Here is a 21,804-nt window from a genome sequence, read left to right as displayed (position 1 = left end):
GGCCTTTCAGGGAGTGGTGGACAGGGGAGAAGGCTGGCGCGCGCCCGTCAGGCGGTCGTACACGGCGAGGTAGGCGCCGGCCATGGCGGGCAGGCTGTGCTCGGCCAGCACCTGGCGCCGCCCGCGCGCGCCGTGACGGGGGCCCAGTTCGGGCATGCTGTAGTAGTCGAGCATGGCGTCGGCCAGCATCTCGGGCGAACCGGGCGGCACCAGGGTGCCGCTCCAGCCCGACTGCACCAGTTCCGCGTTGCCGCCCACCTGCGTGGCGACGATGGGCAGCCCCGTCGCCATCGCTTCGAGGATGGTGTTCGAGCTGCCTTCGGCCAGCGAGGGCAGCACGAACAGGTCCATCGTGCGCAGCAGTTGCGCCACGTCGTCGCGCGCGCCGGGCAGCCAGGCAAGGTGCGCCACGCCGGCTTGCTGCAGCAGCTCCAGGCAAGCCTGGCGGCACGGCCCGTCGCCGACGATGATCAGGCGCAGGCGCGCGCGGGCGCCCGGCTGCGCCAGCAACAGCAAGAACGCGCGCACCAGCGAGGCATGGTCCTTGACGGCCGCCATGCGGCCCACGCTGCCGATGACGAAGGCGCCGTTGCACAGGAAGCCGGGCGGGCCCACGGCAGCCGGCGGCCCCAGGCGGGGGTGGAATTGCACGCTGTCGACGCCGTTGCCGATGTGCGACACCTGCGCGGGCGCCGCGCCGATGGCGTCCACCAGCCAGTGGCCCAGGTCGGCGCTGACGGCAATGAAGTGCTGCACCAGCGGCAGCATCAATTTGCGCAGCAGCCGGTATTTGCGGCGGGTGCCGTGCAAGTCGCTCATGTCGCGCCCGTGTTCGCCATGCACGCGCAGGCGCACGCCGGCCAGGCAGGCCAGCAGCTGCGCCTCGAGACAGCCCAGGTTGCGCGTGTGCACCACTGCCGGCCGCAGCTGTTTCAGCACGCGGTACAGGTGCAGGTAGTGGCGCCAGTCCTTGCCTTCGCGCTTGTCCAGGCTGATCACATCGACACCGGGCGTGGTCAGGCGCAGGCGAAATGCGGTGGCGTTCTTCATGCAGACGATGGCGTGTCGGTAGCGCTCAGGCGGCAAATGGTTGATCAGGTTGACGAGGCCGTTTTCCAGCCCGCCCACGTCGAGCTGGTGGATCACGTGCACGATCAGGGGGGCGACGCTGGCCGCTTCCGTGTCGCAGGTATCGAAGTCAAGGGCCATGCGGCAGCTCCTGCAAGCGTTGTTCGATGACGGGCAGCGCCGCCTGCAGGAACGCTTGCAGGCGCGCGCGCGGCGGCGGCGCCAGCTCGTCGTAGGCGGCAAAGACGATGATGTCGGCGCCATCCTGGCGCCTGGCCAGCAGCTTGGCTTGCGCCAGCAGCAGTTTCACCAGCATGGGTCTGGCCGTGACGATGCCGCCCTGGCGGTAGACGCGCCACACGAGCAGCCGTTCGCCGCCATACGCCAGCACGCTTTCGCGCACGGCCTGCTCGCCGCTGGCCAGCTTGACGTGCCGCACGCGCTGCGCCAATGGCATCCAGCGGGGGCCATACGGCAAGGCCTGGTGCGTCAGCAGCTCGGCGTCGCGCGCCTGGCGCGCATACCAGTGCAGTTGCAATCCCACCGGCGCGTCGCCGTCCTGGCGCGCATAGGTGGCGGCAAACCGCGCGGGCGTGCCCGCATACGGTACTTGCCAGTCGGGTACCGCGTCGTGCAGGCGGTGCCAGGCGGGCGGATCGGGCAATGTCAGCACCATGGCAGGCAGCGTGGCGCCATCATCGCGCTGGCTGGCCAGCGCCAGTGCCGGCCACAGGGCCGCCAGCAGCAGGCAGGCGACGCCGGCGCGCACGACGGCGCGCGGGTTGGCCGCGCCGGTGCTCAGGCGCACGGGGCGAGCTGACGGCACGCCCCGTGGTGGCGGCAATTCGCGCCAGCGCGCGGCCAGCCAGAACAGCAGCAGCGCCACCAGGCCGAAGAACAGCCAGCCATAGATCAGGTGGTCGACACCGACGGCCAGGCGCATGTCGCTCAGGTGGCCCAGCATCACGATCAGGTAGGCGCGCACGCCATTGGCGAGGATGGGCACGAGCAGGGCGGCGGCCATGACGGCCACGCGCCGCCGCGTGCTGTGGCAGTTGACATGGGCGAACAGGGCACCCAGGGCCAGCGCGGCGATCAGATAGCGCAAGCCGCTGCACGCCTCGACCACCGACCAGTTGCCGGTGGGCAGAGAAAAATTGCTGCCATCGCGAAACACGGGCACGCCCGACCATTGCAGCGCGGTGACGGTGAAGGCGGCCGTGAAGTCGATCAGCGGCTCGATGAAGACTTCGCCAAACGGCACGGCGAGAAACAGATACGCCAGCGGAAATGCCAGCAGGCGCACGGCCGGCCAGCCGAGGATGGCCAGCACGCAGGCGGGCAGCATGGCCGTGGCCGCATATTGTTCCACCACGGGCACGTTGGCGGCGTCGGCCAGCAGCCAGGCCAGGCCCAGCACGCCCAGCAGCAGCAAGCCCTGGCGCGACGGCCGGGGTGCCAGCGCGGCCAGGCGGGCGCGCTGGCGCCAGGCCAGCCAGCAACTGATGGGCACGATCAGGAAACCGTGCGCGAACGTTTGCGAGCGGGCCCACAGTTCCGCCATCGACCAGAAAGTGGCGTGGTACAGCAGCACGACGGCGGCCAGGGACAGCAGCAGCGCCGCCAGCGCGGCCTGGCGCCGGTGCTGCGGCAAGACGGCCGCATCCGGCAAGCGGGCCAGCTGGTCGAGCTGCAAGCTCATGTGGACGGCTCCCGCACGGGCTGCAAAGGCGTGGCGGCGCTGGCGGCAGCCTCGGAATTGGCTTCGGCTGGCAGGCCCAGCATGGCGCCCAGGCCGCGCAGATTGCGTTCCCAGTCGTAATCCTGCAAGACCAGCTGGCGCGCCGCCGCGCCGATGGCCGCGCCGCTCCCCTCGGCCGCGCCACTTTGCGCATTGCGCAGCACGCGCGCCGCATGGTGGATGAATTCGGCGTCGTCGCGCGCCAGCAGCAATTCCAGACCCGGCTGGGCGGCGATGCCTTCGAGCGCCTGCGGCGTGGCCAGCACGATCTTGCCCATCGCCATCGCTTCGAGCACCTTGTTTTGCACGCCGCGGGCGATGCGCAGGGGCGCCACAGCCAGCGCCGCGCCGGCCAGGTAGGGACGGATATCGGGCACCTTGCCCGTCACCACCACACCAGCTACTTTGGCTAGCGCCGTCACGGCGGGCACGGGCGCGCTGCCGACGATATAGAACTGCAGCTGGGGAAACTGGCGCCGCAGGGCGGGCCAGACGTGGCGCACGAACCATTGCACGGCGTCGACGTTCGGCCAGTAATCCATGGCGCCCGTAAACACCAGCGCCTGCACGCCCGCCGGATACACGCCAGGCTGGGGCGGCATGGGCGTGAAATACGCCGTGTCGACGCCGTTGTTGAAGTAGCCCGTCTTGCGCCGCGCCATCGGGGCGCACTGGCGGAACAGGGCCGCCTCGGCCGGCGAGACGAAGCTGGAGGCCGTGAACTGCTGGGCGATATGGCGCTCGTACTGCAGCAGCAGCTGCGCTTCGCGCCGGTACAGCTGTGACATGGGCCAGGGCTTGCTGTCGCCGTACTGGCGCCATTTGTCGGAATCGACGTCGACGAAATCGATCACGCGGTGCAGGGCGCGGCCCGCGCTGCCGTCGATGTATTGCGCCATGGGCCCGGAAAAGGCCAGCGCATGGCGCACCTTGCCGCCGGACAGCAAGCCGTCGACCCATTGCAGCAGGCGCGCATCGCGGTAGTACTGCACGCTCATGGCCTGGCGCGACAGCAGCGCCTGCATGGCGCGCCAGCGGGCCGGGCCGCGCCGCAAGTCGATGAAGCGCGTGCTGGCGCACAGGGCGGCCACGGTTTTCGCGTGCTGCCAGTCGTCGTCATCGTCGATGAAGCAGCCCAGGTGCACGCGGAAGTGCCGGCTCAGGTATTGCAGCATGTGCCACGAGCGTATCTTGTCGCCCTTGTTGGGCGGATACGGCAGGCGGTGGGCGAGGAAGAGCAGTTCGCGCATGGTGGGTCCTTTGCTTAGCCCAGTTGCCGCACGATGTGCGGCCCCAGCAGGTTGGCCAACGGCAGCGGCAGGCGGCGCCAGGCGCGGATGAACAGCGCGTATTTCGGATTCAGGGGATTGACTTCCGGCAAGGCCTTCGCGCGCACGAGTTTGTAGGCATATGGCAGCGGCTGCGGCGCAAAGCCCCAGTTCTTCTTGAAGTCGTAGGCCCCGGTTCCCAGCTTGCTGCGGCCGAAATCGAACAGGCGGTAGCCGCGCGCGCAGGCGCGGCGCATCGTTTCCCAGTACATGAAATCGTTGGCGCCCGTGCTGCGCGCCAGCACGCTGCCGCCGCCGTAATATGGCAGCACTTCATCGCGGAAATAGAACAGCAGCACGCTCGCTTGCGCCTGCTGGCCGTGGTAGACGGTGAGGATGTCGCAGGCGTCACCAAACACCGTGCGCAGCAGGGAAAAATGGCGGCGCGCGAAGACGGGCGTGCCCAGCCGGTGCACGCTGGCTGCGTAGATCGGGTAGAAACGGCTGATGTCATAGTCGATGGCGCTGTGCAGGCCGGCCGCCATGGCCTTGCGCACGACGGCGCGCTGCTTGCGGGGAATCGCCAGCAGATTCTGTTCCGCGTCGGGGAGCAAGGGGCGGCGGAAGGTCGCGTACAGGGGTTTCTGCCGCCAGGAATCGTCCAGCTTTTCCTGCACCTCACGCCAGCGGTATTCCAGATGCCCCACGCCGAGGCGCCGGGCCAGTGCCAGCGCGGCACTGTCGAGCGCCTGGCGCACGGCCGCGCTGCCGCCGGCGATGCCGCCGTACACGCAAAAGGGCAGCGACACGAGCGCGGAGCCGAACACGCGGCTGCGCAAATGCGCCAGCGGCAGCACGCCGGCGATGCGGCCATCCTGTTCCGCGTACAGGAAATAGCTGTCGTGTTTGAAACCTTGCTCCATGATGGTTTGCCAGCCGGCCCGGTGAAAGAAGGTCGCTTCCGGACACGTGTCGACAAAGGCGTCCCAGCGCGCATGCTCGTGCGGCTGCAGAGGCAGCACGGCGATGGCGGTGCTGGTGGACTGTGCCTGGTCGGGAGCAAGGCTGGCCTCGTGCATCATGTGCTTTCCAGAAAAATACGGTCCATGCGGTCCCAGGCGAAGTCGCCCGTCAAACGCCCCAGCCGTGCTTCCATGCGCCCCAGGTTCAGATAGTGGCGAAAGCGCGTCCTGGCGCTGAGGCCTGGCGGGCGTGGCTGGCCGGGATCGAGTTCCCAGGGATGAAAATAGAATATGCCAGCTTGCCCGTCGCGCGAATTGATGCGTCGCAAAAGCCAGCGCGACAGTGCATACGGCATCAATCTGAAGTAGCCTCCGCCGCCGGCCGGCAAGTTGCGCCCGCGCAGGCGCACGGTGCTGACGGGCAATTCCAGCACGCCGTGCGGGCCCCGTGGCCGCCAGGCGAAGCGGGGCGCATCGGGCATGCCGTAGTGGTCGTGGCGGATTGGGTAGATGCTGGAACTGTAGCGGTAGCCCGCTTCCTGCAGCACGTCGAAAGCCCACAGGTTGGCCGCGCCGATGGAAAAGCTGGGCGCCCGGTAGCCGCGCACGGCCAACCCAGTCAATTGCTCGAGGATGCTCTTGCTGCGGCGCACGTCGTCGGCGAACTGCGCGGCCGACTGGTCGCTGGCGCGCAGGTGCGCATAGCCGTGGCTGGCCACTTCGTGCCCGGCGTCGGCCACGCGGCGCAGCATGGCCGGATAGCGCTCGGCGATCCATCCCAGGGTAAAGAAGGTGGCGTGGATGCGCCGGCTGTCGAGCAGCAGCAGGATGCGCTCGATATTTGCCTCGACCCGGCATTCCAGGCGGGGCCAGTCGGCGCGCGCGATGTGCGGCGCGAAGGCGGACACCTGAAAGTAATCTTCCACGTCGATGGTGAGCGCGTTGCGCAATATCAGTGGCGGCGTCACGGCGTGCCCCGGCGCGCCGCCAGCCAGGGCGCGATGACGGCGGCGATGCGCGTGGCCGCGTGGCCGTCCCACAGCGGCGGAATGCGGCCCTGCTTGCCGCCAGTCTCCAGGATGTCCCGCGCCAGCGCCAAAATGGTGGCCGGGTCCGTGCCTGCCAGCGTGTTCGTGCCTTCGGTCACGGTGACGGGCCGCTCCGTATTGTCGCGCAGGGTCAAGCAGGGCACGCCCAGGGCCGTGCTTTCTTCCTGCACGCCGCCCGAATCCGTCAGCACCAGGCGCGCGTCCTGCATCAGTCCCAGCATTTCCAGGTAGCCCAGCGGCGGCAGGCAGACGATGGCATGGCGCGCCAGCAGCGGTTCCAGGCCCGCCAGACGCAAGCCGGCCAGGGTGCGCGGGTGGATGGGAAACAGCAGTGGCAGTTGCTGCGACAATTGCCCCAGCGCCCGCAGCAGCGCTTCCAGTTGCCCCGGCGCATCCACATTCGATGGCCGGTGCAGGGTCAACAGGCCATACGCGGCCGGGCAGGCGTGGCCGTGGGCGCGCAGGGTGGCGGCAGGCGGTACGGCGCGCGGCAGTTGCCGCCGCAGGCTGTCGATCATGACGTTGCCCGTGAAATGGATGCGTTCGGGGGCGATGCCTTCGCGCAGCAGGTTGGCGCGCGCGCCTGCCTCGCTGGTCAGCAGCAGGTCTGACAGCTGGTCCGTCAGCACCCGGTTGATTTCCTCGGGCATGCGCCGGTCGCCGCTGCGCAAACCCGCCTCGACGTGGATCACGGGCATGCCGCGCTTGGCCGCCACCAGCGCGCAAGCCAAGGTGGAATTGACGTCGCCCACCACCAGCACGGCATCGGGCGCCAGCGGCGGGTGCGCGTCGAGCACGGCGTCGAAGCGGCGCATGATCTCGGCCGTCTGCTGCGCGTGGTTGCCGGAACCGACGTCGAGGCAGATGTCGGGCGGGCGCAGGTCCAGGTCCGCAAACAGCTGGCCATTCATGGCCGTGTCGTAATGCTGGCCCGTATGCAGCAAGGTCACGCGCACGGCGGGCGCCTGGCGTGCCAGGGCGGCCAGGATGGGCGCCATCTTCATCAGGTTGGGGCGCGCGGCCACCACGCACAGCAGGTGCGCCGGCGCGGCGGACGCAAGAGAGGGGTCGGACATGCGGGCTCCTTAGAATTGCATGGTGAGCGTGGCGCTGACGCCGTTTTCGCGGTAGTCGCCGCCGCGGTTGCTGGCGTGCCGCGTATGGCGCACGTCGATGCTGGCCGTCATGTTCTGCTGCAGGATGCGCGTGTAGCCGGCCGTCATGGTGATGTTGTTGTCGCGCCGGGGCACGCTCAGCGAGCGCACGCTGGCGTAGCCGGCATTGACATTCACGCTGGTGCGCGAACTGGCTTGCCAGCTCCAGCCCACATTGCCGCTGATCTGGCGCGTACGGTCTTCGCTGCCGAATTCCACGCCGGGCAGCAAGCCGCTGTCGATGCCGCTGGCCGTTTGCGCCGTGCGGTCGACGGCCGTGATGCCGGCGATCATCGTGCTTTTCGCCGTGGCGCGCGCCATCGTCAGCTTCAGCTGCTTTTGCAGGAAATAGCGATGGCTGAAGTAATTGATGGCGCCCCGTTCCGGCCCCAGGCTGTTGGCGTAGCGCAGGAAGGCATCGATGCGCAGGCGCCGGTCGCGCGCATTGGGAAAGATGCCGCGCCACAATTGATCGAGCAACTGGCCCGCGTCGCGGTTGCCCAGGCGCGAAAACTGCGTCGGCATGGTGGTGATGTTTTCGCTGTAGTTCAGCTGCCAGTTGGTATGGCGTTGCAGGAACGTGGCGTCCAGGCTGTAGGTGGTGCCAAAGAAGCGCTTGCCGGTGCTGAAGGCGACGCTGGTGCGCGGCGACGGCGTCCACACGCCGCCCAGCGACCAGAAGCGGCCCTCGGGCGCCTTGCCGCTGGCCGAGATATAGCCTTCCTTTTCCATGCCGCCGCTGGCCGTGGCCGACCATTTGCTGCTGAACGGATAGCGCAGACCCACGCTGCTGCGCTGCATGCGCACGGGCGCCAGCTTGCTGTCCTGCGTGCGGCGCACGTCGTGGCTGGCGTTCCAGGTCCAGCCGGAGCCGCGCGGCTCGCCGCTGAGCAGCAATTCCATTTCATCGCTGTGCACGGACAGCAAGTCGCCGCCGCTGTCGACCGTGTTGCGCGTGTAGCGCAACTCGGCCGTGGCCAGGTCGCGGAAACGGTGGCGCAGATACGGGCTGATGCCCGTGGTGCGCACGGTGCTGGCATTTTCCGTGTCGGGCAGGTCGTCGATCAATTGGGGGCCGAACGGCGAGATGTTGCGCCGGCTTACGCTGGCGTTGGCATCGATGAAGAACCAGTCCTTGACCAGTTCGGCGTCGGCCGAGGCCTGCAGTTCGTGGTTGTCGGTATCGGCCCGTTGTCCGGACAGGTATTTATGCCAGCTGTAATCGAGGTGCACGCGCAGGCGGGGGCCCGTGCCGATGAGGGCGATGGCGGGCGCGATTTCCGTGATGAAGTCCGATTGCGCCTTGCCGGGCGGCGCGCGCAAGGCATTGTCCGTATAGCTTTCGCGCAGGCGCAGCGACGGTTTTGCCAGCCAGTCGATGGCACTGGCCGGCATGGGTAGCAGCAGGGACAGCAGCAGCGGCAGTGGCAGCGCCCTGCGGCGGCTACTCGTAATGGCCATAGCCGTAGTAGTCGTTGCCGGGGAACGATTTGGTCTTGTTGTAGATCAAATGAATGTGTTCGCACGACTCGATCTGCCGCAGCGCTTCCTTGACGGCGTGCTGGGTCGTCGTTTCCGCTTCGACCACCATCACCACTTGGCCCATTTGCCCCACCAGCGCGTGCGCTTCGCTGGTGATCAGCAGGGGCGGCGAATCGAAGACGACGATGCGGTCGCCATAGCGGCTGGCGATCTCGGCCAGCAAGCGGCTCATGGCGCGGCTGGCCAGCAATTCCGTCGCGTGCTTGTTGCTGCGCCCGGCGGGCAGGATGCTCAGATTGGCCACGTTGGTTTTCAGGATCACGTCGGCCATGGCCAGTTGCGGGTCGAGCAGCACGTCCATCAGCCCCGGCTCCGGCGGCAGGCCCAGCACTTTCAGCACGGACGGGCGCGCCACGTCGGCATCGACCAGCAGCACCGTGATATCGAGTTCCATGGCGATGCTCATGGCCAGGTTGACGGCGCAGTAGGTCTTGCCTTCGCCCGGCATGGCGCTGGTGACGACGATCAGGTTGCCGTGGTGGATGGCGTCGCTGCCGCTGGCGCGCGCCTGGCGCAGCAGCGGGCGCTTGATGATGCGGAAATCCTCGGCCACGGCGCTGCGCCCGCCATCGTGCGTGAGCATGCCTTGCTCGGTCAGGCGGGCCAGGTTCAGGGCGCGGTAGCGGGGCGACCGGGCCGCGTCCGCGCCATCCGTACCGTTCACCTTATAAGGCACGCTGGCCTCGGCCACGCCGAGGATCGTGGGTTCGTGCTTGCCGCTGTCCTTGCTGCTCATCGTCGCTCCCTTGGATCTAGAATTTCAGCAGCGCGGCCGTCATGACCCCGCCGTACAGGACGAACAGGCTGCCCAGGCAGGCGCCAAAGCCATAGCGGGCGCGGCGGCGGCGTACCTGCTGCAGCGGCGTCCAGTTCATCGATACCGTGCCCAGCACGTTCAAGCCCGTGGCATCGCGCAGTTCGGAGGGGCTGAGGAAGGTGGGGCGCACCTGGCTGATGAGCAAGGCCGTGGCGACGCCGGCCACCAGGGCCGCGCCCAGCGCCGCGCTGAACAGCAGCGGGCGGTTCGGGCCGACGGGCGCATATTGCACCGTGGGCGGGTCGATGATCTTGAAGGCCATCATGTCGGTGGTGGAACTGAGTTCACCCGACAGCTTGGCCGCTTCGCGCCGGCCGATCAGCTTTTCATAGTTTTCCTTGTTGATGATGTAGTCGCGGTTGAGCTGTGCCAGCTGCGATTCCACCTCGGGCACGGCATTGCTTTGCGCCAGCAGCCGCTCGTTGCGCGCGCTGTATTCCTGTACGCGGGCGCGGATGGCGGCCACCTTGGCGTCCGCATCCGTCAGCGCCACCTTCAGCTGCTGCAGCATGGGGCTGTAGTTCTTGCCCGGGTCGCCGGACGCCGCTTTCAGCTTGTTTTCCTCGATCTTGCGTTCTTCCAGCTGGGCCACGAGGCGTTTCGAGGCGATGATGTCGGGATGCAGTTCCGTAAATTGCATGCGCAGGTTGTCGAGGTTCTTGTTGATCGAGGCGATGCGCTCGTCGAGTTCGGGATTCGTGATGGCTGACGCGCTTGGCTCCAGGTCGAGCACGGGCTCGTCGCCCTCGATCTGGCTCTGGATGGCCTTGCGCGATTGTTCCGCCTCGATCAGTTCCAGCTTGGCATTGTTCAGGCTATCGGACGACATCAGCAGCTGGCTGCCATAGTCGATGCCCTGGCGCGGCAGCAGCAGGTTGTTGCGGATCTTGAATTCCTTCACCAGGTTTTCCGCCGCGCTCAGCTTGTCTTCGTAATTCTTGATCTGCTCGTCGATGAACTGCACCGCCTTCTGCGAATCGCCCTTTTTACCCTGGAAACTGCCTTCGACAAAGATGGTCAGCAGGCTTTGCACGACGTCGCGCACGAGCTTGGGGTCGCGCCCGCTGTAGCTGATGGTGTAGATGTCATACGCGTTGGTGCCCGTGATCTTGATGCGGCTCATCAAGTTATCCAGCTGGGCTTCGTGCTCGCGCACGGTCTTCGAGTCCAGGTCGAGGTCGACCATGCGCATGACGCGCTCCACGTTCGGGCGGCTGAGCAGGGTGCGGCTCATGATGGCCACCTGCTGTTCCGTGTTCGGCACGCTGGTCATGCCGGCCATCAGCGGCTTGAGGATGGTTTGCGTATCGACAAACACGCGCGCCGACGTCTGGTAGTCGTCGGGCAGGGTGATCACCTTGATGAAGCCGCCGATGGCCACCAGCCACGCCACCAGCACCGCATGCCAGCGGTACTTCCAGATGCCTTTCAAGCCGGAAAGCAGTTGCTGTATCAATTCTTCCATGTCGCTTCCTTCAGGTAACGGTGCTGCCCGGTAGATGGGTTGGCGGCGCGGACAACGACGGCGTCTTGCAAGAAATACTTGCTTGTTGAGTAAGCAAAGTATAGGGCGGCTGTGGAGCAAGATTTCCCAAGATGATTGCTTCTTGATACGCCTCAAGGTTCACTTGCCGGGTTTTAATAATCATAGGAAGTTCGCGGCCCAGGCTGGTTCTGCGGGGCCGGCCATGGACGCGCATCGACTCGAAGAGGCTCCGCATGAATCCATTTCGCCGTGCATTTGTCTGCAACACGCTGGTTCTGGCGGGCGCCGCCAGCCTGCTGGGCGCCTGCCGCACGCGCCATCCGCTGGCGCCGTCCGACGACAGCGCCCCCATGCACGATTACCTGATCGGCCCGGGCGACTCCGTCAACATCATCGTCTGGCGCAATCCGGAAGTGTCGCTGACGGTGGCCGTGCGGCCGGACGGCAAGATCACCACGCCGCTGGTCGAGGATTTGCCCGCCAGCGGCAAGACATCGACCCAGCTGGCGCGCGACATCGAGCAAGCCTTGAGCAAGTTCATCCAGCAGCCCGTGGTGACGGTCATCGTCACCAATTTCTCGGGGCCGTATGGCGAGCAGATCCGCGTCATCGGCGAGGCGGCCAAGCCGCAGGCGCTGCCGTACCGGCTGGGCATGTCGCTGATGGACGTGCTCATCGCCGTGGGCGGCATCACCGATTTCGCGGCCGGCAACAAGGCCAGCATCATCCGCGTGCGCGAAGGCAACCAGCAGCAGCTGCGGGTGCGGCTCGACGATTTGCTGAAGGAAGGCGATATTTCCGCCAACGTCATGATGCGGCCGGGCGACGTGTTATTGATACCGGAAAGCTTTTTTTAACAGCAAGCTCGTCAATATCAAAACAGCAATTATATTTGCCATTTTGTACTTATAGACAAATTTCATCGTGTTATTTTGCTATCCCAAGGTAAATTTCTTCTGTTTTTTTTAGCTATTGCTGGGAACTTCTCCAGTTTTTCTCTTGTCACAAGGCATTGGCTTCAGTCCGTCTCGACGGCTGCCGATGAACGTGAGGACAAGATGAGCTTTGAAGATGAACCCATAATTTCCTTCGACACGCCAGGCACCTTCAGTGACCTGGTGGTGGGCGAGGGGCAGATCGACCCGGCCATGGAGCACGAGCTCGACCTGCAGCGCTTTCATATCCGCATGGCCAATTCGCGTGGCCGGCGCGAAGCGGCCAGTTTGCTGATCCGCAAGATGTACGGCTGGCGCGGCTATGCCGTCGATCCCTGCACCGCGCATGCGCTGAATAAAATCACGCTGTTCGCGGAAACGGCCGGCACCACCGTCGGCACCATGACCTTGTGCCTCGACAATGACGAGACGGGCTTGCCCGCCGATGAAAACTTCCGCGACAAGCTCGACGTCCTGCGCGCGCAGGGCCGGCGCCTGTGCGAACCGTCGCGCCTGGCCATCGACAAGGGCGTGAGCAAGCGCGTGTTTGCGGCGCTGATTCATATTTCTTATATCTATGCCCACAATATTCACTGCTTTACGGATTACGTGATCGAAGTCAACCCGCGCCACGTGGTGTTTTACAAGCGCATGCTGGGTTTCCAGGACTTCGGCGGCGAGCGCGAGTGCACGCGCGTGGGGGCGCCGGCCGTGCTGCTACGGCTGGACCTCGATTACATGGGGGCCCAGATCCGTAAATTCGGTGGCCTGATGGAACAGCATGGGGGTGAACGGTCGTTTTACCCCTTTTTTTTTCCGACATGGGATGAGCCCGGCATTACCGGCCGGCTGAGGCAGGGGCGCAACTGAGCATTCATTTATTCTTCAGCAAGATCGCCTGCATGTGGCTGCCCGGAATCGCGTAAGTGATGCCACTGGGCGCGCTGATGGCTGCCTCTTTGAGGCCCTTGACGTACACCATGTTGACGATGCCGTAGACGAGACCGGTCTCGGGATCGAACAAGGGACTGCCGCTGCTGCCCGGATACGCCGTCGCGTCTAGCTGGAACACGGTGTACGGCGCCTTTTGCAGCTGCGCCAGGCGCCGGACGTCGAGGCGCTGCGCGTTTTCGCTGGGCATGACCACGGGTGTCAGCGATGACACGGTGGCGCGGTGCGTCACGTGGCGCAGCCCGAGCAAGGTACCCAGCGGAAATCCCGTAAAGGCCATGGCCTGGCCTTCGCGCACCGTGGCCGCGTCGCCCAGCGCCAGGGCGGGCAGGGGCGCGCCCGCCAGGCGCAGCAAGGCCAGGTCGTGTTCCGTGTCCAGCGCCTGGACCTTGGCGGGGCGAAATTGCGTTACCTCGCCCTGGCCCGTGAGTATGCCGATGACCTCGTTCGGATTGGCGTCGAGCAGTTTCTGAATCACATGGGCGCAAGTGAGCACGCTCAGGCCGTCACCGGTCACGAAACCCGTGCCGATGAAATTCATCGGCGGCGTGCGCGTTTTTTGCAGGTTGCCCACGCCGACGATCGATGGTTTGATGCGCGCGATGGTTTGCGCCAGCGGCGCATCGGCGCGGCACGGCGCGCTGGCCAAGACCAGGCAAAACACGAGGGCGGACAAGCATGTAAACGGCAGGGCTTTCATAACGGCGCACTTTCAACGTGAGGAGGTGGCACGGGCTGCAGCAGCGCGCACAGCAGCATCAGGTAGCACAGCAGGGCGATGCGCGGCACGTCGAGCAGGCTGTCGAACAGGCCGACGACGAGAAAACCCAGCAGGGCGGCGGCGCACGCCAGCGCGCCTGCATCGCCGCGCGCGGCCTGGCGCAGCAGGCGTTGGCCGGCCAGAACCAGCAGGGCCAGCATTGACAGGGCGCCGCACCAGCCCGTTTCTATCAGTAAATGCAAGGCCATGCTCTTGATATGCCAGGGCAAGTGGTGGTGGTCGCTGCTGAAAAACCAGTAATTGTTGGCTTGCGTAAAGCTCCCGTTGGCGATCAGTTCCTCGCCGCCCGGCGCGCGCAAGCTCAGATTGTCGACTTCGAGCACCGACGAGGTGGCCGTGCCGCTGGCCGCCAGCTCCAGCTGCACGGGCGGACGCAGCAGCCAGGCACCGGCGCCCAGCCAGGCGCTGTCGAACGGCACTTCATAGTGTTGCCAACCGCCGGGCTGCGTGCCAGGCGGCACAGGCCGCAGGCGCAGCGGAACGTTCACGCAGCCCTGCGCGTACAGCAATTGCCGCTGGCACAGGCGCACCAGCAGCACGGGCATGGGTCCCGTGCGCCGCACGTCGAGCGCCAACGTGTAGTGCGTGGCGGGCTGCACGGGCAGCCGCTGCAGCAGCCGCAGCAATTCGCCATAGCCGGCGCTGTAGCCGGGACTGGCCAGGCGCACATACCGGTTTTCCCCGTCTTCCGCATACGCGATGCTGGCCGGCACCTCGCGCTGGGGATTGTGCCAGTAATACGTGGCGGGAAAGCTGCCGCTACCCATGCCGAACAGGCGATCGCCCCAGTCGGACGGCTGCATGGCCAGCGCCTGCCGCCAATGGCGCAAGCGGCCTTGCATGTCGAAGGCCGTGGTGGCGAAACGTTCGGTGGCGTAGTAGCTGGCCGACACGGGTATGGCCAGCAGCAGCAGGATGCCGGCCGCGCCCACGATGCTGAGGCTGGCGCGGTCCAGCCGCCACAACGGCGGGCGCAGGCGTCCATTGCACAGCATCAGCATGGCCAGCAGCACGACCAGGCCGGCCGGCAGCAGGGCCGGCGGTCCCGCCCAGTGCCAGCCTATCCAGGCGAGATTGCATGCCAGCATGGTCCACGCCATCATCGCCAGCCCCAGCCTGGCGGGTTCCTTGCCGCCGGTGCCGCTGGACGACAGGGGGCCGGGCAGCAGCACGGCCGTCAGCAGCACGGCCGCCAGCAGGAACAGGAAATACGGGCCTTTCAGCCAGCCGGCTGCCTGGTGGCCGGACGGTTCCGGCCACCAGGCAGCCAGCAAGCCTTGCAGGCACAGAGCGCACAGCAGGCTGGCAGGCGCCAGGCGCCACGGCAAGGGCCGCGCCGCCAGCACGAAGCTGGCCGCGAACAGGACGACGGCGGCCAGCAAGCCCCGGTAGCCGGCCAGGCTGAACATGTACACGAGCAGGACGGTGCCCAGGCCCGCCAGCAGCAGCCTCAGCAGCACTCCGCGCAATGGCGAATGGGAAGGGGCGCGCCGCGCCGCGCCGGGCGCCGTCCGCAGGGTTTGCCAGAATCCCAGCAGCATGGCCGCGGCCAGGGCCGCGTACAAGCCCCGCGAAAAGGTCGTGAACGCCGCGTGCAGGGCCAGGGCCAGCAGCAGCATGGCCAGCACCGCCTGCCAGCGGCTGCTGGCGCGCGCCAGCCACAGTGCGGCAAACGGCAGGCTCAGGGCCAGGTAGCCGTCCAGTGCGGCGCCACCCGTGTGCATGGCGGAAAACGGCGCCGTGATGCGGTAGTCGCTGGACAAGTTCGACAGACCGGGAAACACGGCCCGTTCCCACAGGGCGAACAGCGACACCATGGCCAGCCCGGCCAGCATGCCCGGCAGCGCGTAGCGGCGCAAGGCGGCAGGGTCCGCGTCGCGCAGCAGCAGCGGCAACAGCAGCATGCTCCAGGCCCAGGCCTTGCCCAGCCGCAAGCTGTTGTAGGGGCTCAGGTAGTTATCCCAGGCATTCAGTTCGAGCGGCGCCAGCGGCAGGACGCCGCGCAGCAGCGCCGCCAGCCAGGCCAGGCTGCACAGCAGCAAACAGGCGCGGGCGGCGGGCGAGAGCCGCGCCGCTGCCGGGTGGGCCGGTCCGCCCAGGCGCCAATAGCCGCAGGCCACGGTCAGCAACAGCAGCACGTCGATTTCTTCGAGGAAGAACCAGCCCGTCCACGGTGCCAGGTCCAGCACGGGCAGCAGGGCGGGCACGCAGAACAGCCAGCAGGCGGGACGCCAGCACAGCAGCAGGAAATACGCGGGCAGCAGGGCGGCAAACAGCAGGCCGGGCCAGCCGTGGCCCAGCGGATAGTGGCGCAAGGCCAGCATGCAGGCCGCGCCCGCCAGCAGGGCCAGCGGCCGCGCTGCCAGGCCAGGCATGGCAGCGTGCACAGCCATGGCCTACAGCTGGGTCAGCAAGGCCTGCGCCTCGGCCCGCTGCGGAAAGTCCTTGTTGGCGGCCAGCAGTTGTTCCAGCTGCTTGCGCGCGCCGCCCTTGTCGCCCGATTTCGCCAGGGCCGCGCCCAGGTGGTACTGCACTTCGGGCGACTTCGGCGCCAGGTCCGCCGCCTTGCGCAGCAGGGCCGTGGCGCGCTTGACGTCGCCTTGCTGCAACACGATCCAGCCCAGGGTGTCGAGCACGGCGGGATTGCCGGGGGCCAGCTTCAGTGCCTGCTCGGCCGTGGCCTGCGCGCGCGGATCTTTTTCCTGCTGATACGCCCACGCCAGGTCGTTCAGCGCCACCACGTTATCCGTGTCCTTGGCAACGACATACTGGAAGTGCTCGATGGCGGCGCGGTATTGCTTGGCCGCCAGCCGGGTGCCCGCCAGGTAGGTGCGCGTCGGCAAGTCTTCCGGATGCTCCTTCAGCCAGGTGGCCATGCGCGCATCGGCTTCGCGCTCTTGCCCGGAAGCCTGCAAGGCGCGGTACAGCTGCACCTGCAACGGGCCGATGGGGCTGATGCCGAACGCGTGCTGGTACAGCTTGACGGCTTGCTGCGGCAGCTTTTGCTCCATCAGCACGTCGCCCTCGAGCTTGTAGCCGGCCGCCAGCTTCGGCTGCTGTTCCTGCACTTGCCGCGCCACGGCCAGCGCCTCGCGCTGGCGGTTCAGGTTCAGCAGCAGTGCCACTTCGACGACGCGCGCTTCGAGCAGGGTCGGGTCAATCACTTGCGCCCGCTTGACGGCTTGCAGCGCATTCTGGTGGTCGCCCAGCGCCAGATGCAGGCTGGCGATGCGCATCTGCAAGGGCGCGGACGTGGTCTGTATGCTGGCCAGCTTGTTGTAGCTGTCGAGCGCTGCCGGCGCCAGGCCGGCGCTGTATTCCACCTGGGCGCGCAGGGCCAGCGCATCGGCGTCGCCCGGGTGGCCTGTTTGCAAGGTGCGCGCCAGTTCCAGCGCCTTGTCGGGCGCGCCCGTCTTCAGGTAAAAGTTACTGAGCAGCAGGGCTGGCGCGACGGCATCGGGATTGTCGCGGTGGCCCCGTTCGAGCCAGCGCCGCGCCTCTTCCGTCTTGCCTTGCGACGCGGCCAGCTTGGCCAGCGCTGCGCACAGGTCGGCATTTTTCGGCGCTTTCGCCAGCGCTTTCTCGAAGCGCTGTTTTGCCTGCTCCGGCTTTTTCTCGGCCAGGTCGATCTGCGCCAGGTTGTTCAAGGCGGGCAGGTAGACGGGGTCCATGCTCAGCGCCTGCTCGAAACTGGCGCGCGCGGCAGGCAAGTCGCGCAAGGCCAGGTAGACGCCGCCTTTCAGGTTCAGCAGCAAAGGATTCGTACCTTTCTGCTGCTCTTCCATCATCTTGACGCTGGCCAGGGCCTTGTCGTTCTGCTTGTTGCGCAGCAAGGTCATCACCAGCATGGTGCCTGCTTGCGGCGTGCTCTTGTCGAGCATGCTGGCGCGTTCCAGTTCATTGATGGCGCGGCTGTTTTCGCCCATGCCCAGGCGGCTGATGCCCAGGGCCGCATGCAGCCTGGCCGTGTCCGGCGCCAAAGTACTCGCCTGTTCGAAATACGCGGTTGCCTTGTCGTACTGGCGCGCGCGCAAGTGGGCTTCGCCAGCCAGCGACAGCAATTCCACGTCTTCCGGGAAGGCGGCCAGCATCGGTTGCAGCAAGTCGATGGCGGCGTCGGTCTTGCCACGCATCAATTCGATCGACGCCATCATCTTGACGGCATACAAATGCCTGGGATACACGGCCAGGAAGCGCCGCAGATAGTTTTCCGCCTGTGGCGGCGAGCCGAGCGCCAGCTGCACGGCGCCGGCCAGCAGGATGGACGGCATGTGGTCGGGCGCCGCCTTGAGCACCAGCTGCAAGGCTTGCAAGGCCGCCTTGTTCTTGCCCTGGCGAAAATCGAGCAGGGCCTGGGCTTGCAGCAAGCCGAGGCTGTTGGGTGCCGTCTTGCGCGCCGTGGCCAGCTGGGCCGACGCTTCCGCATAGCGGTTTTCCACGATATCGAGGTTGGCCAGGTCGATGTGCGCCTGGGTATTGTCCGGTTTTATCTTGAGTATCTGCATGTAGGCGAGCCGCGCCGGGCCGTTCTTGCCTTGCAGGCGCAGCAGGTCGCCCTGCAGGCGCAAGGCGTCGAGGTTGGCGGGCGCGCTTTTCAAGGCTTGCGCCAGCAGCAGCTCGGCCGCCGGCACCTGGTGGTCGAGCGCCGACAGACGCGCCAGGCCCAGCAAGGCTTCGACCTGGTCGGGATGGGCTTCGAGCAGGCGCGAGTACAGGGCGTGCGCCTCGTCCTGGCGGCCCAGGGCCAGCAAGGCGTCGCCGCGCAGGGCCAGCACGCTGGCGGGCTGCGCCGCATCGTCGGCGATCTCGGCCAGCACCTTGTCGAACTGGCCCAGCATCAGCCAGGCCTTGCCCAGCAGGGGCATCACTTGCTGCGGCGCCAGGCCCAGCGATTTTGCCTTGCGTAATTCCTTCTCGGCCGACAGCGCTTCGCCCGTGTCGATATAGATGCTGCCCAGCAGCAAGCGCGCGGCCGCGTTGTCCGGTTCCTTTTGCAGCAGGTTCTTCAACTGGATGATGGCGGCCCGCGCCTCGCCTTTCTGCCGGTATTGCTGCGCGTCGGCCAGCAGGGATGCACTGCTCTGCGTGCCATGGCAAGCCGTCAGCAGGGGCAGCAGCAGGGTGCAGCACAGCGCGGCGGCCGGCAGGCCAGGGAAGGGGCGGGGCAGGGAACGGGCCATGGAAGTCTCCGGTAACGGCGTGCGTGGTCGATTAGCCGATTCGCGATGAGCGATGGGCATGGCCTAGCTTAAAAAGATGGCCGCCGGACTCCTTGATTGCGCTCAACAAGCCGCTGATTGTCCGCGTGCATGCCGGCCGCCGGCCCGTGTTTCTTGTTCCCGCTCAAGAATGGCCCGATTGGCAACCGTAGAATTTCCCGGACGGCGATGCTCGTGCCGCAACCATTCGGAGCACATGCATATGGACAGCAAGGTGGAGAGCAATGTGAATAGCAAGGCGATTGGCAAGGGCGGCGTGGTGGCGGTGGTGGGGCTCGGTTACGTGGGCTTGCAGCTGGCCGTGGCGTTTGGCATGCGCCAGCGCACGATCGGCTTTGACTTGTCGGCACGCAAGGTGGAAAGCTACCGTAGCCATGTCGATCCGACCGGTGAAGTGAGCACGGAACAGCTGCGCGCCGCGCAATGGCTGAGCGTCGGCTGCGATCCGGCCGAGCTGGAACTGGCCGATTTCATCGTCGTTGCCGTGCCCACGCCCGTCGACAGCGCGCACAATCCCGATTTCTCGGCCCTGGCCGGCGCCAGCGCGGCCGTCGGACGGCACATGCGGCGCGGCGCCATCGTCATCTACGAGTCCACCGTGTACCCGGGCGCGACCGAGGAAATCTGCATCCCCATCCTCGAACAGCATTCGGGCCTGCGCTGGAAGGAAGACTTTCATGTGGGCTTTTCGCCCGAGCGCATCAACCCCGGCGACAAGGACCACACCCTGCACAGCATCCGCAAGGTGGTCTCGGGCGACGACGACGCCACCCTGGACCAGGTGGCCGCCCTGTATGAAGGCGTGGTCGAGGCGGGCGTGCACCGGGCGTCGAGCATCAAGGTGGCCGAGGCGGCCAAGGTGATCGAAAACACGCAGCGCGACCTGAACATTGCGCTGATGAACGAGCTGGCCATCATCTTCGACCGCATCGGCATCGACACCCTGGAAGTGCTGCAGGCGGCGGGCACGAAATGGAATTTCCTGCCGTTCCGGCCCGGCCTGGTGGGCGGCCACTGCATCGGCGTCGACCCATACTATTTGACGCACAAGGCGGAAATGCTCGGCTACCACCCGCACGTGATCCTGGCCGGGCGCCGCATCAACGACGGCATGGCCAAGTTCGTGGCGGAAAAAACCATCAAGGAAATGGTGCGTGCCGGCTTCAAATTGAAAGGCTCGCACGTGAACGTGCTGGGCCTGACCTTCAAGGAAAATTGCCCGGACCTGCGCAACTCGAAAGTGGTCGACATGATCCACGAACTGCAATCGTACGGCGTGCAGGTGCACGTGCACGACCCCGTCGCCGATGGCCGCGAAGCGCTGGAAGAATACGGTTTATTGCTGGAAAGCTGGGAACAGCTGCCGCAGGCCGAGGCCATCATCAGCGCCGTCTCGCACCAGGCCTTGCTGGCCCGTCCGCTGGCCGACTTCCAGGCCAAGGTGCTGGAAAACGGCTGTTTCATCGATATCAAATCGCATTTCGACCCCCGCCCGCTGGAAGACGGCGGCCTGCACGTGTGGCGGCTGTGATGGCGGCCGAGACCTTCGATCGGGCCGCAAACGCGGCGCGAAACGCCACCGCTGGCGATCCTGCTGCCGGCGCTTATGCGCAAGCCTGCGCACAGCTGGCCAAGGAACCTCGGCGCTGGCTGGTGACGGGCGTGGCCGGCTTCATCGGTTCGCACCTGCTGGAAACCCTGCTGAAGCTGGGACAGGAAGTGCGCGGTCTCGACAATTTCATGACGGGCCACCGCCACAACCTGGAACAGGTGCGCGCCAGCGTGGGCGAGCAGGCGTGGCAGCGCTTCACCTTCATCGAAGGCGATATCCGCGATCCGCAAGTGTGCGCGCGTGCATGCGGCACGCCTGCGCAGGCCGCCAGCCAGGCCGACAGCCAGGCCGCCAGCGCAGGCGCAGGCGATGGCGATGGCGAGGCAGACGGCGAGACAGATCCGGCCGATGGTGGCAGTGGCCGTGGCAGCGGCAGCGGCGACTACAGCTTGGGCGAGCGCGCCCGTGCCGGTGCGGGCGGCCCCGTCGCCGACGCCGCCGTCGATTTTGTGCTGCACCAGGCGGCGCTCGGTTCCGTCTCGCGTTCGCTGGAAGACCCGCTGCTGTGCCACGCCGTCAATGTCAGCGGCTTCCTGAACATGTTGGCCGCGGCGCGCGATGCGGGCGTGCGGCGCTTCGTATATGCGGCCTCGAGCGCCACGTATGGCGACCACCCGGCCTTGCCGAAAGTGGAACAGCACATCGGCGCGCCGCTGTCGCCATATGCCTTGAGTAAATATGTCAACGAGCTGTATGCGCAAGTGTACGCGCGCTGCTACGCCATGCAGACGGTGGGGCTGCGCTATTTCAATGTCTTCGGTCCGCGCCAGGACCCGCTGGGCGCCTACGCGGCCGTCATTCCCCGCTGGATCGCCGCCATGCTGGACAAGCAGGCCGTACACATCCATGGCGACGGCGCCACCAGCCGCGACTTCTGTTTCGTGCACAACGCCGTGCAAGCCAATATCCTCGCCGCCACGCGCGCCGACCCGGCAGCTGTCAACCAGGTCTACAACGTGGCCGTCAACGCCCGCACCAGCCTGACGCAGCTGCACGCCACCATGCAGCAGATGCTGCTGGCCGCCCGCCCGCAGCACGTGCCGCTGGCGCCGCACTATGGCGAATTTCGCGCCGGCGACGTGCGCCATTCGCAGGCGGACATTGCCAAGGCGGGCCGCCTGCTCGGTTATGTTCCCACGCACAATCTGGCGCAAGGCTTGCGGCAGACCATCGCCTGGTATGTGGAACAGGCTGAAGGGGCTTGAATGGCAAGCTTGCC

Annotated in this window: 16 protein-coding genes; 4 read left to right on the top strand and 12 right to left on the bottom strand. The window is 66.5% G+C overall.

Features of this window, described 5'->3' with window-relative positions:
* Positions 1–6 precede the first annotated feature (6 nt).
* Genes MRBLMS1_RS25650 through MRBLMS1_RS25610 form a run of 9 tightly spaced genes read right to left on the bottom strand, consistent with a single transcriptional unit; the run spans position 7 to position 11,066 of the window.
* On the bottom strand, positions 7–1,209 hold the full coding sequence (locus tag MRBLMS1_RS25650) for a TIGR03088 family PEP-CTERM/XrtA system glycosyltransferase (RefSeq protein ID WP_485882968.1): 1,203 nt from the start codon (positions 1,207–1,209) through the stop codon (positions 7–9).
* On the bottom strand, positions 1,199–2,770 hold the full coding sequence (xrtA, locus tag MRBLMS1_RS25645) for an exosortase A (RefSeq protein WP_485882966.1): 1,572 nt from the start codon (positions 2,768–2,770) through the stop codon (positions 1,199–1,201). The genes MRBLMS1_RS25650 and xrtA overlap by 11 nt, the downstream gene beginning before the upstream one ends.
* Positions 2,767–4,059: a TIGR03087 family PEP-CTERM/XrtA system glycosyltransferase gene (locus MRBLMS1_RS25640; RefSeq protein WP_485882964.1), complete on the bottom strand. Its 1,293-nt coding sequence runs from the start codon at positions 4,057–4,059 to the stop codon at positions 2,767–2,769. Before MRBLMS1_RS25640 ends, xrtA begins: the two co-directional genes overlap by 4 nt.
* 14 nt (positions 4,060–4,073) lie before the next feature.
* Positions 4,074–5,156, bottom strand: coding sequence for a FemAB family XrtA/PEP-CTERM system-associated protein (locus MRBLMS1_RS25635; RefSeq protein WP_485883336.1), 1,083 nt, complete (start codon positions 5,154–5,156; stop codon positions 4,074–4,076).
* Complete coding sequence (locus MRBLMS1_RS25630; RefSeq protein WP_485882962.1) at positions 5,156–6,007, bottom strand: XrtA system polysaccharide deacetylase; 852 nt, start codon at positions 6,005–6,007, stop codon at positions 5,156–5,158. The genes MRBLMS1_RS25635 and MRBLMS1_RS25630 overlap by 1 nt, the downstream gene beginning before the upstream one ends.
* Positions 6,004–7,164 carry a non-hydrolyzing UDP-N-acetylglucosamine 2-epimerase gene (wecB, locus tag MRBLMS1_RS25625; protein WP_485882960.1) on the bottom strand — a complete coding sequence of 387 codons (1,161 nt, stop codon included), beginning with the start codon at positions 7,162–7,164 and terminating at the stop codon, positions 6,004–6,006. Before wecB ends, MRBLMS1_RS25630 begins: the two co-directional genes overlap by 4 nt.
* Positions 7,165–7,173: 9 nt before the next feature.
* On the bottom strand, positions 7,174–8,703 hold the full coding sequence (locus MRBLMS1_RS25620) for a TIGR03016 family PEP-CTERM system-associated outer membrane protein (protein ID WP_485882958.1): 1,530 nt from the start codon (positions 8,701–8,703) through the stop codon (positions 7,174–7,176).
* Positions 8,687–9,520 (bottom strand): XrtA-associated tyrosine autokinase, encoded by an 834-nt coding sequence (locus MRBLMS1_RS25615; RefSeq protein ID WP_485882956.1) that lies wholly within the window; start codon positions 9,518–9,520, stop codon positions 8,687–8,689. The genes MRBLMS1_RS25620 and MRBLMS1_RS25615 overlap by 17 nt, the downstream gene beginning before the upstream one ends.
* 16 nt (positions 9,521–9,536) lie before the next feature.
* The gene (locus tag MRBLMS1_RS25610) at positions 9,537–11,066 is read right to left on the bottom strand and encodes an XrtA system polysaccharide chain length determinant (protein ID WP_128141549.1); all 1,530 of its coding nucleotides are present in this window, start codon (positions 11,064–11,066) and stop codon (positions 9,537–9,539) included.
* 254 nt (positions 11,067–11,320) lie between these two features.
* Here MRBLMS1_RS25610 and MRBLMS1_RS25605 point away from each other — a divergent pair, with 254 nt between their 5' ends.
* On the top strand, positions 11,321–11,944 hold the full coding sequence (locus MRBLMS1_RS25605) for an XrtA/PEP-CTERM system exopolysaccharide export protein (protein WP_034748384.1): 624 nt from the start codon (positions 11,321–11,323) through the stop codon (positions 11,942–11,944).
* A gap of 201 nt (positions 11,945–12,145) precedes the next feature.
* Positions 12,146–12,892, top strand: a complete 747-nt coding sequence (locus MRBLMS1_RS25600) for an N-acyl amino acid synthase FeeM domain-containing protein (RefSeq protein ID WP_485882953.1) — start codon at positions 12,146–12,148, stop codon at positions 12,890–12,892.
* A 4-nt stretch (positions 12,893–12,896) separates the two neighbouring features.
* Here MRBLMS1_RS25600 and MRBLMS1_RS25595 read toward each other — a convergent pair whose 3' ends face one another.
* Genes MRBLMS1_RS25595 through prsT form a run of 3 tightly spaced genes read right to left on the bottom strand, consistent with a single transcriptional unit; the run spans position 12,897 to position 18,934 of the window.
* Entirely contained in the window at positions 12,897–13,673 is a 777-nt protein-coding gene (locus MRBLMS1_RS25595) for a S1 family peptidase (RefSeq protein ID WP_485882951.1), read from the bottom strand.
* Positions 13,670–16,147 (bottom strand): hypothetical protein, encoded by a 2,478-nt coding sequence (locus tag MRBLMS1_RS25590; RefSeq protein WP_485882949.1) that lies wholly within the window; start codon positions 16,145–16,147, stop codon positions 13,670–13,672. The genes MRBLMS1_RS25595 and MRBLMS1_RS25590 overlap by 4 nt, the downstream gene beginning before the upstream one ends.
* 3 nt (positions 16,148–16,150) lie before the next feature.
* Complete coding sequence (prsT, locus tag MRBLMS1_RS25585) at positions 16,151–18,934, bottom strand: XrtA/PEP-CTERM system TPR-repeat protein PrsT (RefSeq protein ID WP_485882947.1); 2,784 nt, start codon at positions 18,932–18,934, stop codon at positions 16,151–16,153.
* Positions 18,935–19,175: 241 nt separating this feature from the next.
* Here prsT and MRBLMS1_RS25580 point away from each other — a divergent pair, with 241 nt between their 5' ends.
* Both MRBLMS1_RS25580 and MRBLMS1_RS25575 read left to right on the top strand, forming a co-directional pair.
* On the top strand, positions 19,176–20,504 hold the full coding sequence (locus tag MRBLMS1_RS25580; protein WP_456150973.1) for a nucleotide sugar dehydrogenase: 1,329 nt from the start codon (positions 19,176–19,178) through the stop codon (positions 20,502–20,504).
* A complete protein-coding gene (locus MRBLMS1_RS25575) occupies positions 20,504–21,790 on the top strand; it encodes an SDR family oxidoreductase (RefSeq protein ID WP_485882944.1) in 1,287 nt (428 codons plus the stop codon). Before MRBLMS1_RS25580 ends, MRBLMS1_RS25575 begins: the two co-directional genes overlap by 1 nt.
* Positions 21,791–21,804: the final 14 nt, after the last annotated feature.

Source organism: Massilia sp. LMS1-1-1.1 (assembly GCF_040815535.1).
Taxonomy (GTDB): Bacteria; Pseudomonadota; Gammaproteobacteria; order Burkholderiales; family Burkholderiaceae_D; genus Janthinobacterium; species Janthinobacterium aestuarii.
The sequence above is the reverse complement of the archived record's forward strand: the minus strand, read 5'-3'. Positions and strand labels throughout refer to the sequence as shown.